Annotated in this window: 12 protein-coding genes; 7 read left to right on the top strand and 5 right to left on the bottom strand. The window is 46.1% G+C overall.

Going from position 1 to position 14687, the window contains the following annotated elements; translation table 11 throughout:
• Nucleotides 1-7: 7 nt before the first annotated feature.
• The gene (locus AAA952_RS09295) at nucleotides 8-787 is read right to left on the bottom strand and encodes a class II glutamine amidotransferase (protein ID WP_338256359.1); all 780 of its coding nucleotides are present in this window, start codon (nucleotides 785-787) and stop codon (nucleotides 8-10) included.
• Nucleotides 788-1030: 243 nt separating this feature from the next.
• On the opposite strand from AAA952_RS09295, the gene fadE reads away from it, so the two are divergent.
• A complete protein-coding gene (fadE, locus tag AAA952_RS09290; protein WP_028760048.1) occupies nucleotides 1031-3478 on the top strand; it encodes an acyl-CoA dehydrogenase FadE in 2448 nt (815 codons plus the stop codon).
• Between the two features lie 266 nt (nucleotides 3479-3744).
• Here fadE and AAA952_RS09285 read toward each other — a convergent pair whose 3' ends face one another.
• A complete protein-coding gene (locus AAA952_RS09285; RefSeq protein WP_338256588.1) occupies nucleotides 3745-4902 on the bottom strand; it encodes a ribosomal protein uL16 3-hydroxylase in 1158 nt (385 codons plus the stop codon).
• A 219-nt stretch (nucleotides 4903-5121) separates the two neighbouring features.
• Here AAA952_RS09285 and AAA952_RS09280 point away from each other — a divergent pair, with 219 nt between their 5' ends.
• A complete protein-coding gene (locus AAA952_RS09280) occupies nucleotides 5122-5748 on the top strand; it encodes a 3'-5' exonuclease (protein WP_338256354.1) in 627 nt (208 codons plus the stop codon).
• Nucleotides 5749-5865: 117 nt separating this feature from the next.
• Here AAA952_RS09280 and AAA952_RS09275 read toward each other — a convergent pair whose 3' ends face one another.
• Nucleotides 5866-6912, bottom strand: a complete 1047-nt coding sequence (locus tag AAA952_RS09275) for a LacI family DNA-binding transcriptional regulator (protein ID WP_338256352.1) — start codon at nucleotides 6910-6912, stop codon at nucleotides 5866-5868.
• 104 nt (nucleotides 6913-7016) lie between these two features.
• The gene (locus AAA952_RS09270) at nucleotides 7017-7745 is read right to left on the bottom strand and encodes a DUF3334 family protein (RefSeq protein WP_028760052.1); all 729 of its coding nucleotides are present in this window, start codon (nucleotides 7743-7745) and stop codon (nucleotides 7017-7019) included.
• Between the two features lie 357 nt (nucleotides 7746-8102).
• Here AAA952_RS09270 and AAA952_RS09265 point away from each other — a divergent pair, with 357 nt between their 5' ends.
• From AAA952_RS09265 to crr, 5 genes are all read left to right on the top strand, one after another.
• Nucleotides 8103-9740, top strand: a complete 1638-nt coding sequence (locus AAA952_RS09265) for a methyl-accepting chemotaxis protein (RefSeq protein WP_263201088.1) — start codon at nucleotides 8103-8105, stop codon at nucleotides 9738-9740.
• 208 nt (nucleotides 9741-9948) lie between these two features.
• Entirely contained in the window at nucleotides 9949-10344 is a 396-nt protein-coding gene (locus tag AAA952_RS09260; RefSeq protein WP_198573284.1) for an ACT domain-containing protein, read from the top strand.
• A gap of 28 nt (nucleotides 10345-10372) precedes the next feature.
• On the top strand, nucleotides 10373-10630 hold the full coding sequence (locus AAA952_RS09255) for an HPr family phosphocarrier protein (protein WP_028760055.1): 258 nt from the start codon (nucleotides 10373-10375) through the stop codon (nucleotides 10628-10630).
• A 178-nt stretch (nucleotides 10631-10808) separates the two neighbouring features.
• Nucleotides 10809-12512, top strand: coding sequence for a phosphoenolpyruvate--protein phosphotransferase (gene ptsP / locus AAA952_RS09250; RefSeq protein WP_113939609.1), 1704 nt, complete (start codon nucleotides 10809-10811; stop codon nucleotides 12510-12512).
• Between the two features lie 71 nt (nucleotides 12513-12583).
• A complete protein-coding gene (crr, locus tag AAA952_RS09245; RefSeq protein ID WP_006081821.1) occupies nucleotides 12584-13093 on the top strand; it encodes a PTS glucose transporter subunit IIA in 510 nt (169 codons plus the stop codon).
• Nucleotides 13094-13313: 220 nt separating this feature from the next.
• Here crr and AAA952_RS09240 read toward each other — a convergent pair whose 3' ends face one another.
• On the bottom strand, nucleotides 13314-14684 hold the full coding sequence (locus AAA952_RS09240; RefSeq protein WP_338256340.1) for an MFS transporter: 1371 nt from the start codon (nucleotides 14682-14684) through the stop codon (nucleotides 13314-13316).
• Nucleotides 14685-14687: the final 3 nt, after the last annotated feature.

Below are 14687 nucleotides of genomic sequence, written 5' to 3'. Positions count from 1 at the left end.
CATAACATCAGAGATCGATTAACAGCTCACCCAATCTGAACAGCTTCCAGTTACCCGGCTGCATAACGCGCCACTGTTCATTCTCGGTCAATGGGCGAGTCGCAATCACAGTCACCACATCATGGGCGGTAGTTTCCTTATCAAAATCAATCACCACATCGGTATCAATAAGTTTCGCTTTACCAAACGGCGCGCGGCGAGTGATGTAACATAAGTTATTACTGCAATAGCTCATTAAATGCTCGCCATCGCTCAATATCATGTTGAACACACCTAAGGCACGGATTTGCTCGGCCAACGTCGCGACAAAATGGAACACAGCCAACATATCTTCAGGTTTAGTACCGCCAAACTTCTGGGCGACTTGTTCCAAAATCCAGCAGAAAGCAAGTTCGCTATCGGTATCGCCTACGGGTTGATAGCGCGAGACATGAAACTTGGGCAGATAGTCCGTCAATTGCCCATTATGGGCATAGGTCCAATAACGTCCCCATAATTCGCGGGTAAAAGGATGAGTATTCTCTAAAGACACACAGCCGCGATTAGCCTGCCGAATATGGCTTATCACCACTTCACTTTTAATCGGGTAGGATTTGATCAATTTTGCAATATGCGATTCGCTACTCGGGCAAGCATCTTTAAAAGTACGGCTACCTTTCCCCTCGTAAAAAGTAATACCCCAGCCGTCCACGCGGGGACCGGTTACACCACCACGTTGTGCTAATCCCGTAAAACTAAACACAATATCGGTCGGCACATTGGCGCTCATCGCAAGTAACTCGCACATATTTCTCGCCTATCATCAATCAAAAAAACTACTTATTGGCATTGTAACTAGTTGATGACATTTGTGGAATGATCAAAGCTGACAAATAATTTAAACAATTGTTTGAAAATACTTGTATTAAAATTCTCTTAGGTTTAACTTTTATGCGACACAGGTCTGACCACAAACTATAATTGTGATCGCAATCAATAAAACACTCTATGACCTGTGGTTGGCACTCGGTCATATTTAAGGAGAATTACAGTGACTACCCTACTTTGGATCATCGCCATGATCTTAGTGCTAGGAGCCCTAGCTTACCTTCGGGTATCTTTGCTCACTGCCACTATTACAGCCGCTGTTGTGATGACAGCAGGATGGACACTCGATGTTGTCGGCCCTATCTCTTGGATCGTTTTCCTCGTGATCGCGCTGCCGTTAAATATCAGTGCATTTAGACAAAATGTGATCAGTCGTCCACTGATGAAGGTATATCGCGGCATAATGCCGGAAATGTCTTCAACAGAGAAAGAAGCGATTGAAGCCGGCACCACTTGGTGGGAAGCCGATCTGTTTGCGGGTAACCCGAACTGGAAAAAACTCCATAACTACCCAGTTGCGCGTTTAAGTGCAGACGAACAGGCCTTCCTCGATGGCCCTGTTGAAGAAGTGTGCCGCATGGTGAATCAACACCAAGTGTCACATCAACTTGCCGATCTGCCTGCCGACGTATGGCAATATCTGAAAGATCACGGTTTCTTCGCCATGATCATTAAGAAAAAATACGGCGGTTTAGAATATTCAGCTTATGCCCAATCTCGCGTGTTACAAAAACTGGCGGGGTTAAGCAGTGAGTTGGCTTCAACTGTTGGCGTACCTAACTCTTTAGGCCCTGGAGAGCTGCTGCAACATTACGGCACGCCAGAGCAACAAAACCATTATTTACCGCGTTTAGCCAAAGGCTTAGAAGTCCCCTGTTTTGCACTGACCAGCCCAGAAGCCGGTAGCGATGCAGGCTCGATTCCTGACTTTGGTATTGTGTGTAAAGGCCAATGGGAAGGCGAAGAAGTTCTGGGGATGAAGCTGACTTGGAACAAGCGTTACATCACTTTAGCCCCTGTCGCGACAGTATTAGGCTTAGCCTTTAAACTGCGCGATCCAGAGCATCTCCTTGGCGATAAAGAAGAACTCGGCATCACCTGTGCTTTGATCCCTACCGATGTGGAAGGAGTAGAAACGGGTCGTCGTCACTTCCCGCTCAACTGCATGTTCCAAAACGGTCCGACTCGCGGCAACGAAGTATTCGTACCATTAAGCTTCATCATTGGCGGCCCGAAAATGGCTGGTCAAGGCTGGCGCATGCTGGTGGAATGTTTGTCAGTGGGCCGTGGTATCACGCTGCCATCAAACTCAGCGGGTGGCGTGAAAACCGCAGCGCTGGCAACAGGGGCTTATGCTCGCATTCGTCGTCAGTTCAAATTGCCTATCGGCAAGCTTGAAGGTATCGAAGAGCCAATGGCACGCATCGGCGGTAACGCCTATCTGATGGATGCTGTAACGACTTTGACCACCACAGGTATCGACTTAGGTGAAAAACCGTCGGTTATCTCTGCGATTGTGAAATATCACCTGACAGACAGAATGCAGAAATGCGTTATCGATGCCATGGATATTCACGGCGGTAAAGGCGTGTGTCTTGGCCCCAATAACTATTTAGGCCGTGGCTACCAAGCTGCGCCTATCGCAATTACTGTTGAAGGTGCAAACATCCTCACCCGTTCTATGATCATCTATGGCCAAGGCGCAATTCGTTGCCATCCGTATGTACTCGCAGAAATGGAGTCAGCGTTTGATACTGAATCGGGTCAAGGTTTAGCTAACTTTGATGCGGCTATCTTTGGTCACATTGGTTTTGCGACCAGTAACTTCATCCGTAGCTTCTGGTTAGGTCTGACATCAAGCCGTTTCTCTAACGCGCCTTATTCAGATAAAACCAAACGTTATTATCAACAGATGAACCGTTTCAGTGCCAACCTTGCCCTGCTTTCTGACTTAGCCATGGCAACCTTGGGCGGCAACCTTAAACGTAAAGAACGTATCTCTGCCCGTTTAGGTGACTTACTGAGCCAACTGTATCTGGCATCCGCCACACTGAAACGCTATGAAGATGAAGGCCGTCAAACCGACGACTTACCATTAGTACAATGGGCAGTTGAAGATGCGCTGTACAAGCTGCAAGCTTCTTTAGACGATTTACTGGATAACTTCCCTATGGGCCTTGGCGGCGCATTACGTGTGGTGATGTTCCCATTCGGTCGTCCACTGAAACGCCCAAGCGATGTGTTAGATCATAAAGTTGCTAAGATCATGCAAACACCGTGTGAAAGCCGTAACCGTTTAGGTAAAGGCCAGTTCTGGACTAACTCTGAGCACAATGCTGTGGGTATCCAAGAACAAACACTACTCGACATCATCGCGTCTGAACCGCTGCACGATAAAGTCTGTAAAGCGAGCGGTAAACGTCTACCATTTATGTGGTTAGATAAAGTTGCCGCAGAAGGTAAAGCCTTAGGTGTGTTAAGCGATGCCGAAGTGCAATTACTGGAAAGAGCAGAAATTGGTCGTATGAAATCAATCAACGTTGATGACTTTGACCCAGCAGAACTGCGCCCAGAAGTGGTTTCAACCACTTCACAGGAACGTGCGGCGTAATCCACTCAGTAAGATTTAAACCACAAAAAGGAGGCTAATTAGCCTCCTTTTTTATTCCGATGGCAGGGCGTGCTAAGTGAATTTGGTTGAGTTACGACCTCGACTTTGACCAATGCTTTCATTGCTCAGTATGACTGAACAGTACTATGCAAATGACATTACTATCAATCCATTGATAAAAGAATACCATGTCAGTAAGTCGCTGACATGCCACTTTAAAAACTGTTCAGTTTTTAAACCTGTAAGGCTTTAGATCTAATTCAGCCTTAACACTCTTCATCACTCAGGTCTTCAAAGTACCAGTAACCGAGGTTCACCCACTCAGTAAGCTGCGTAAGCAAATCGGCATCGGCTAACCAGGGGGCTAAGGCGGTTTTATCTAACTGATTGCTATCACACAGGAGTGGGATCACCGCGACCAATTCGGCAGAGAGCTGATACTTATCACCATTAATATAGACAACGCCTTGTCCCACATTGATATCAAAATACAAACAACGCAGTCCGCCGAGGCGAATAAGCGGCTGCTCATCGAGCCAAGCGAGCACTTCGTCTTGTGTGATGTCCAACGGCTCATCGGGTAAATCGAGGGCGCATTTAGATTGAGTTAAATAGCGGCCCGAAAACTCGCTCACCAGTTCATCGGTTAACATATTAGTCAGTTGCGTGCGTAACCGCGCTAAATCACGATTATCAACACAACCACTGCGCGTTGTCTGCTCGCGGTCTGGATCTTCAATCTGCTGTGTGCCTAAATCCTGCTCAGACAGATGATCAGCCAAAGCACTTACCATATCTTTGGCGGAAGCTGTACGATAACCTACTGAAAAACTTAAAGACTGTTCTAAGGTTATGCCGTCATGGGGGAATCCAGGGGGAATATAAAGGATGTCGCCGGGCAACAACTCAGTATCGATAATCGGTTCAAAGGCTTCTGTGTGCAGCAAAGCGGGATGGACGGTAAACTCTTTGTGCGGCCCCAGATCGCCCACGCGCCAACGGCGACGTCCCGAACCTTGGCAAATAAACACATCATACAGATCGATATGCGGCCCCACGCCACCGCCAGGAGTGGCAAAACTCACCATCACATCATCTAAACGCCAGCGCGGAATAAAATCAAAACATTGGATCAGGGCTTCTGCATCGGGCACCCAGTTGTTCAAGGCTTGCACGATCAAAGTCCAATCCCGTTCACCGAGATGATCGTAGGAATCAAAAGGGCCAAATTCAGCCTGCCATTGCCCTGCCTGTTGGTACACTCGCCGAGATTCCACCAACTCATCCATGGCTAACCCAGCTAACTCTTCGGGCGAGATTAAATCTTGAAAATGTTTGAATCCTTGGCGGATAACCAAAGGTTTTTTCTGCCAATATTCTGCTAAAAATTGCGCGGGCGTTAAGCCATTAATATCGAGTTGCATGGGTTGCTCACAAACCAAACTGTTATTCATAGAGGTAAATGCTAACAGGAAGCGAAACCAAGAAAGCTCGACCGGATCAACAAAGCATTAAGTCTTTTATCAGCGTTAATGTCATAGTGAATTTACTAACGTATTGAATTACAATCGGCTTATCTAAAAGCGTTGCGCTGTCAAAGACGGCAATGCTGACACATCATTTATAGAGTCCATGTAAGATCTATGCCTACATCTGCAGCTAACACTTTGGTCGTGCTCGACTTTGAAACCACGGGGCTATCGCCCAATCAAGGGGACCGCGCGATTGAAATCGGAGCTGTGCTGATTGAAAACGGCGTGATCACCCAAAGATTTTCAGAGTTGATGAACCCAGAATTTAGAATAAGTCGTTTTATTGAGGACTACACAGGGATCAGCAATCAAATGCTCAGGGATGCAGCGCCCTGCAATGAAGTGATGGCGCGTTTTGCCGACTTTATCGCCGATCATAACTTAGTCGCCCACAATGCGGCATTTGATCAGCGCTTTTTAGACGCGGAATTTGCCCAAATTCGCCATCGCTATCGAGGGCAATTTGGTTGCTCCTTGCTGGTGGCGAGACGTTTATATCAAGCGGCACCCAATCATCAGTTAGGTACTTTAGTGCGCTATAAACAGTTACCAACCGATGGCACCTTTCACCGCGCCTTAGCCGATGCCGAAATGACTGGCCATTTGTGGCTGGCAATGCTGGCAGACCTTCAGCAAGAGTTTGGTCTCAATGCTCCCACCTTCGAGTTACTGCAAAAAATCGCCAAGAAAACCAAAGCAGATGTGCCGAAGTTTTTACGTCAATATGCGGTTAAGTGATCCCAAAAAGCAAAAAGCCGATAAATCCAAGGATTATCGGCGATGTTTCAATAAGCAAATTAAGTGCTCAACAACTTGCCAGCAAAAAACAGCAAGCTCCTAGCAATAACGGCCCATCTATAACGGCTTAAGCAGCGCGCTATCAATGCCACAGGAACTGCGAACCACTAAGGTCGTCGGAATAAGCTGCGCACTCACCTCTTGTCCGCGGATAAGTTTGAGTACACTGTCGACTAAGATTTCACCGGCTAATTGGGTATTCTGCTTAATGGTCGTTAATGGCGGATTGGCAAAACTCGCCACAGGAATATCATCATATCCCACCACAGCAACTTGTTCTGGGACTGAAATGCCCTTCTCTTTCAACGCACGAATAGCACCAATGGCAATCAGATCGCTAGCCGCAAAAATAGCATCAAACTGTGCGCCTTTGGCCATCAATGCCATAGCCGCATCGTAGCCAGCACTTTCAGTGCTAATTGCCGACACTTGCTTAGTGCGATCGACAGCAATATTCGCCATTTGCAGCGCTTTCACATGACCTAAATATCTGTCCCTAAACTCAGGGCTGTGGCTTGAGGCATCGCCTAAAAAGGCAAAAGCTTTACGACCAAGGGAAATCAAGTGCTCTGTTGCAATCAAGCCACCTTGATGATTATCACAACCAATCGATAGCACTGACTTATTGTTATGCTCAGCACCCCAGATCACAAAATGAGTATTCTGCGCGAGCAATCGCTCCAACTTTTGCTCGTAGTCCATGTAGTCGCCGTAACCGAGCAGAATAATGCCGTCAGCTTTATTACTGTCTTCATAATCGGCGTGCCAATCGCTGGACAATTGCTGAAAAGAAACCAATAAATCATAACCTTGCTGCGCCGTTGCTCGGGTAATGGAGCCAAGCATAGACAGGAAAAAAGGATTGATTAACGAGTCATCGTTGGTGGGGTCTTCACACAATAACAGCGCTAAAGTATGGCTATTTTGGGTGCGAAGATTGCTGGCATTTTTATCGACCTTATAATTCAGCTCTTTGGCAATAGTTTGAATACGTTGGCGAGTTTCTAAATTGACTAACGGACTGTTTCTAAGGGCACGGGAAACCGTTGACTGGGATACGCCAGCACGATAAGCAATATCAATCGAGGTCGCTTTCGATGCCATAAAGAGGATTTAACCTTAGTTATTATTTTGCGTCGATACTAAAACAGTTCCACCCACTTGTATAGACGAATGCGTTAACATCCGTCTTACATTAGAGACTCTGCTTAAATGCCGAGCTGATCGAGCAAATCATCGGCTTCATTATCAATGGCACGAGTCGCAATGGCGGGTTTATCGGCCATCTTAACCCAAGGCGAAACATTCGAATTTGAGTCGTTATTTCCCCCAATCGAACTGTGCTGCTCTAACAGACTATCGGGATCGAATTCTTCATCGTAGACAAATTCATCTAAGCGAATGAATTCGGTTTTGTCCATGGCAAACTCGAGGTAAAAAATATGGTTATTTTCAGTCCTAAACGACACTCTACGGGCAACCGCATCGTCTAAGTTAGCATCGATTGATATAGTTAACTCTTTATTAATCGTCAACATTTTTGGCTGGCTTTGGCTGATTGACGTTTGCAATTCTTTAGAAATTTTATTAATAAAATCCCCTAGAATTTGGTTCATCAGTTCGCCCATCACGTTACTCACTTCATCTGACGTATGCGAAAACGCGAGCTCAGATTCAGGCATCCCCATGTTCAGCATGTAGCGACGGTAGATTTCAATCGCTGCAGAGGCTGAAAAGTTGATCACAACCAGTCCTGAAAAACCACCGTCGAAAATCGAGAAACAACCGAGATCAGGTTTAAGACGAGTACGCGCAATACTTTGTACCATACCCGCATGGGTAACATTGCTGGCACTGGTGCTAGAAAGGACGTGGGCGACTGAGTGGCATAACTTCAGTAAAATATCATCCGACGTTACGATAGTATTTGTGGTCATAATCGATTCTCAAACTGAATAATGAATTAATCTTGCGCGTAAAAGCGTAAAAAATCAAAATTAAAACAATTGATTAGCCTAATATAGCAAGATGGCAAAATTAACATAACGCTAACTTATTGATATTTAATAGATCAGATAAAACCTTCAACATGAAACGACTTATAAAACGGCCTAACTTAATAAGAACATGCCCCATAATGCAACAGATTAAAGTTCCCTATCACTATTCCCTGCTTTAGATCAAAGAAACTCATATTTTATAACGGCTTTTGCTTAATTTATGTCACAGACGATTCAATTGAGATTGATTCGCAGGTATATTAATGCACAATAATAAGCCCTTAAGGAATCCAAATGATCACATTTTTGCGCCGATTTACCATTTTGCAACGCTTAATGATGATGCTCCTTATGGCCGCGATAGGAACAGTGTGTTTTGCCAGTTTTTCAATTAAAGAACAGTACAGTAATTTAATTGAGCAGAAATGGTTGCAGATAGACGGTCAGCTCGCCAGCATTTTAAGCGTGATAGATGTGCACCGTCAGGATGCGCTCAAAGGTAAATTTAGCGAAGCAGAAGCTAAACAAATCGCCGCGGATTTAATCAATCAAACTCGCTATTCCGGTTCCGGCTACTTCATTGTTATTGATGATAATAATCAAATCCTCGCTCACGGGGATAGCGCAAATCTTATTGGCACCTCAGCATTAACCTTCAAGTTACCTAATGGCACAAATCCCTTAGCCACTATGCTGCCATTAGCGCGTGCTAAATCGAAAACGACCCTCGAATACCCTATCGCCGATCCTATGACACGTGCCATCGAAGATAAGCTCGCAGAAGCCCGTTACTACCCACAATGGGGTTGGACAGTCATAACAGGCGCTTATCTTAGCGATGTCAAAGCGAGCTTAAAGTCAGTCATTATCGACTATCTAATTATCATGTTTTTGATTTCAGTGCCGATTTTTGCCTTCTTCCTTGTGCTTAACCATTCCATCACCTCACCATTAAATGATGCTATTGATGCCCTTGAAGATATTGCCCAAGGCGAAGGCGACTTAAGTCAGCGCATTAATGCTCAAGGTAAAGATGAGATTGCCCATCTCGCCCGCGCCTTCAACATGTTCGCCCAAAAAATTGGCGACATGGTCGGCCATTTACAACCTTTAGGCCAAGCATTAGATAAAGATGCAAAACAGCTTTTGATTGCAGTTGAAGAGTCCAATCAGAGTGCTGAACATATCCACAGAGAAACTGGCAGCGTCGCCACAGCCGTCAATCAAATGCTGTCGACCACCCATGAAATGGCGAGCAATACTCAGCAAGCGGCCGATGCGGCGAACAGCGTAAAAGAACAAGCGCAGCAAAGCCAAGTCGTGATCGACAACACAGTCAGCAACACAGAAAAACTGGTGGCAGAATTAAAAGCCTCTGAAGTCATCACCCAAAAGCTGGGCGTCGCCTCACAGCAAATCGGTAGCATTCTCGATGTGATCCGCAGCATTGCCGAGCAGACCAACTTGCTCGCCCTCAATGCCGCCATTGAAGCTGCTCGAGCTGGGACCCACGGCCGTGGTTTTGCCGTAGTTGCCGATGAAGTCCGCGCCCTTGCTACTCGCACCCAAGACTCGACCAATGAGATCCAAAAAATCATTAGCGAGATCCAATCCGGTGTTGGCTCAGTGATGAAGAGCAACAATCAAACTCAACTGCAATCCGATGAGCTACAGGCCCAAGCCCACGAAGCGGGTAAAGCCATGGCGGCGATTCTGCAATTGATTGCCCATATCAGTGACATGAACACACAATTAGCCAGCGCCACTGAAGAGCAATCACTGGTGACCGAAGAAATTAATCGAAATATTTGTAATATTTCGGAATTAACCGAAGTCTCAGTAAAAGCTAACGAAAGTAATAGCCATGCAGCTCAGTCACTGCAAGACATTAGCCAAGACATGTCCCGCACCTTAGGCCAGTTTAAAATCTAACTAAAGTGTATGAGAACGGCATGACTTGTCGATTGGGGCGCCATAGGGCGCCCTTTTCTTTGGGTAAACCTTCTGGTAACGCTTGTTAACCACTAGCTCACCAACAATGAATTTCAACGAAAAAATCCCATTAACCACAAATTCTCTGTCACGCTAACGTTTGATATGCGGTATGCTTTAGCCTTGAAAATCCAACCGAGACACTGCCATGCGAATGACCTTAGCCGTTCACCCTGAACAGTACACAATTCATAGCTTTAGCCCGAATGCCGTATTGCCCAGTGAGGTTTTTGCACAGGACATGTATTTCATTGGTAAGACCCAAGAAGGTTTATCTTTAGTCGTTTCCAGTGAAATGGAACTCGACAGCCTAGAGCAAGAACCGGGTTGGTGTTGCTTTGAAGTACTCGGGCCACTGGGATTTTCGATGACAGGCATTTTATCTAAAGTGTCTGGCACCTTAGCGGACGAACAAATCAGTATTTTTGCGATTTCGACCTTTGATACCGATTACATTTTAGTAAAAAATAATCGCCTCAAAAGTGCCATCGCCGCCTTGAAAAAACAGGGCTATCACATCATAGAATCGAAAGACGAAATGTAATACCCCTTTAAATATGAGTTCATCTACTATGTACGAAAAAACAGTCACCATTACCGCCAAACATGGCATTCACACCCGTCCAGCAGCCTTACTGGTTAAAGAAGCCAAAACCTTTGACTGTGATGTCATGGTCGAGTGTAATGGTAAGCAAGCCAGTGCTAAGAGTCTGTTTAAGCTACAAACCTTAGGCTTATATTCTGGCGTCACGGTAAGAGTGTTTGCCGAAGGTGAACAGGCACAGGCCGCGGTTGAGAAAGTCTCTGAGCTGCTCATAACCCTAAGCTAGGCCTTTTCTTACGCTAAAGTGCGTTTATCTGCAGGTTTAACCGACACGCAAAAAACTCGTCTCGACCGTCTTGACATGCTAATGCTTTACATACAAACGCTTTACAAGCTTAGCGTCACTCAACTAGACTCGCTATCGCTAACGGACACTCAGTTCAGTGGTTAATTTAGGAAGGGATATGTCAATAACGGGGATTATAGTGTCATCGGGAATTGCCTTTGGACAGGCACTTCACCTGCTCCACACCGAACATCACCTCGATTATCGCCCTATTCCCCTGTCTAAAATCCCTCAACAACAGGGTAAATTTGCCAAAGCCTTGCAAGAACTACAGGCACAACTGACCCACAGCCAAGCTGCACTCGATAGTGACTCCGAAAATTATCAGTTGATCGAAGCCGACTTATTGTTATTAGAAGACGATGAATTAATCGAGCAAGTGAACGATGCCATTCGCACCTTACAATTGTCGGCAAGTGTGGCGGTGGAACGTATTTTTGCCCATCAGGCCAATGAGTTACAATCCTTAGATGATCCCTATTTAGCCAATAGAGCCCAAGATGTGCGCTGTTTAGGCCAAAGAGTCGTTGCAGCGATAAACGGCCATTTAGCTCAAGGGCTCGAAAAACTCGATAGGCCCACTATCTTATTAGCGCAGGATTTGACCCCCGCCGAATTTGCCTTACTGCCGCGGGAAAACCTCTGCGGTATTGTACTGAAAACGGGCGGTTTAACGAGCCATACGGCCATTTTAGCCAGAGCAGCCGGCATTCCAGCCATCTTAAGTTGTCAGTTCGATGCAGACTCTATTCCCAACGGCACGCCCTTAGTGCTCGATGCACTCGCGGGTGAACTTTGTGTCAATCCCAATCCAGACCAACAGGCAAGACTCACAGTCACCTTTCACCATGAACAAGCAAGGCGCGCAGCACTTCAAACTTACAAGGATGTCCCAGCGCAAACCCAAGACGGTCATACTGTGGGACTCATGGCAAACGTGGGTAATCTCAACGACATCACTCATGTCAGCGATGTCGGCGCCGATGGAATAGGTTTGTTTCGCACCGAATTTATGTTGATGAACGTCGCCACCCTGCCCGATGAAAAAGCCCAATACAGCTTATATTGCGATGCATTGCACGCCCTAGGCGGTAAAACCTTTACCATCCGCACCTTAGATATAGGTGCAGACAAAGAACTACCCTGTTTATGCCAAGAAATTGAAGATAATCCCGCCTTGGGTCTTCGCGGCATTCGCTACACCTTGGCGCACCCAGAATTATTTAAAACCCAATTGAGGGCCATTCTGCGTGCCGCTAACCATGGCCCGATCCGTTTGATGTTCCCTATGGTCAATCAAGTCGAAGAATTGGACGAGGTGTTTGCACTCATTGCCCAGTGCCAAGATGCCTTGGAAGAAGAAGAGAAAGGCTATGGCGAACTTAGCTACGGTATCGTTGTCGAAACCCCTGCTGCGGTATTCAACCTCAACGCTATGCTGCCAAGACTCGATTTTGTCAGCATTGGTACCAACGATTTGACCCAATATGCAATGGCAGCCGATAGGACCAACCCGCAGCTTACCCGTGACTATCCGTCCCTTTCGCCTGCCATTTTAGCCTTAATTAACATGACAATAACCCAAGCTAAGGCCGCTAATGTTAAAGTTTCTCTGTGCGGTGAACTCGCCAGTTCACCGCAAATTGCGCCACTGTTAATCGGCATGGGGTTGGACGAACTCAGTGTTAACTTAAGCTCACTCTTAGAAGTGAAAGCGGCCATTTGCCAAGGCAGCATCACACAATTTTCGGCATTAGCGCACACAGCATTACAACAAGATAGAATTGCAAGCTTACAGCAGTGTATAACAAGCTATAAATAGAGACATTTATTCGTTATGCTGCATTACAGAACAAAAACAATGACAAAAACAAGCAAAAGAGGCTCTAGATTATGGGATTTTTAAGCCGAATAAGGCGCTTGGTATCGGGCCAGACTCAATTAGCTGGCGGTATCATGGTATATGCCCCCGTTTCCGGGGATATTGTCGCCATTGAAAAAGTCCCCGACGTGGTTTTTGCTGAAAAGATTGTCGGTGATGGCATCGCTATCGCCCCCAAAGGCGAATTAATTCTGGCGCCTATCGACGGCACCATAGGTAAAATTTTTGAGACAAATCATGCATTCAGCATTGAGTCTCCCCAAGGTTTAGAGCTATTTGTTCACTTTGGTGTAGGTACAGTCGAGCTGAGAGGCAAAGGGTTTAAACGTTTAGCCCAGGAAGGTCAAGAAGTGAAAGTCGGCGATCCGATCCTGTCATTCGATATTGATTATCTAAAAGACCAAGTCGACAGCCTACTCACCCCTGTCGTGCTGGCAAACATGGAAGATGTCAAATACCTCGACAAAGCCCAAGGCAGTGTCACCGCAGGTAAAGACGTGATCTTTACGGTACAGCTCTAATTTAACATGCATCGTTTATCGGTTGTGTTTTGAATAATAAAAGGCTGGCTCACAATCATGAGCCAGCCTTTTACGTTTTTGGAAACCGAGCCTAAAACGGTATTTGCATTCGCCAAGCTGTAGCAGTCTCGATACACAGCACTTAGAATAATCCATTTCGGTCGTTTTCACGCTCAGCCATCACGTTAGCTGCAACGAGCTGATACATAGCTCTAGTACACTAATCCGCTTTAAACATGGCAAAATCGGGGCGCGGCAATTTATCTAAAATACTGTACAGATAAATCACCAATACCGAGAGTAAAGCGCCTGTCAAAAACAGCCACTGACCGCCAAAATGATCCAATATGATGCCACCTCCAAGGGGCGCGAGCGCAAATCCTAAGTCATAGAATGAAGCAGCCCCAAAGTAGGCGCCGCGAAGATGATCAGGGGCTAAGCGGTCGATATGCACATTCATAGTGGGGAACAAAATAGTCTCGGCGACGCTCATCACCACAATCGCACCAATCCAGCCCCAAAATAGATCCAGCGGATTAAATGCCAGCCAGATTTGTGAGCCGATCAGTAATAGCAATCCGATTTGAATCCGTTTGACGAGCGGAAAACGGGCCATGAGTTTCAATAGCAAAAATTGGGTGGAGATAATCACCATAGCATTGGTGAAAATCATGCCAGAAATTAACGTCAGCAAATCAGGCGCACCTGCGCGAGTAAGATATTGGATCAACGAACTGTCCATTTGGGCATAAATGAACATACACAAAATATTGGCAAAAATTAAACATTGCAGCAGTTTATCTTGCAATAGAATGGCGATAATTTGCTTACGGCTCACGACTGCCGCTTTTTTCGTGCTCGCCTCTGCATCAGTCGATAAGCCATTCACACCACGATTAACACCATCACTTGTCATGTCATTTACAAAGTCACTTTCACTGCCACTCGTATCGCCACTTAAATTGTCACTCGATGAGGCGCCAGTCGCCATAGCAGGTTCCTGACGGGTTTGGTGGTTAAATCCCCAATATAACAAGGCCAACAATACGGCAAAGGTCACTGCAGTAAGGTAGAAACTGGATTGCTTGCCCGTAAGACCAAGCCATACCCCCAGCATAGGGCCAACGGCGCAGCCAACGTTGACGATAAAATACAGCGACTGCATCGCCAATTCGCGTGTCTTAGGATCGGCAATAATGTCGCCAATAGCGGCGGATGTCAGCGGTCGCCACAGTGAAGTGGCCATAGAGCACAGGGTCATCACGACCACATACCCCTCGACAGAATTGGCTTCAGCCAATAACGAAAACGAGATGATATAGAGAATGCCCGTCAGGTACATCAGCTTATGACGACCGATTCTGTCGGACAATGAGCTACCAACAAAGCTCGTAAATACCGAAATAATCGCGGCGCTGGACAAGACCATGCCGACCTCAGTGGCACTTAGCGCAAATTTCTCATATAAAATAACGGCTAAGAATGGCCACACCATGTAATAACTGCCACGGGTGATAAAAGACCCAAACAAAAATATCCACATCAAGCGCGGAAATTGCTTAAATCGCTGCAATGAAACATCGCTGTGCATCTT

It is taken from the genome of Shewanella sp. M-Br, from assembly GCF_036245925.1.
GTDB classification, from domain to species: Bacteria; Pseudomonadota; Gammaproteobacteria; order Enterobacterales; family Shewanellaceae; genus Shewanella; species Shewanella oncorhynchi.
This window is presented reverse-complemented; position numbering and strand designations above follow the sequence as displayed.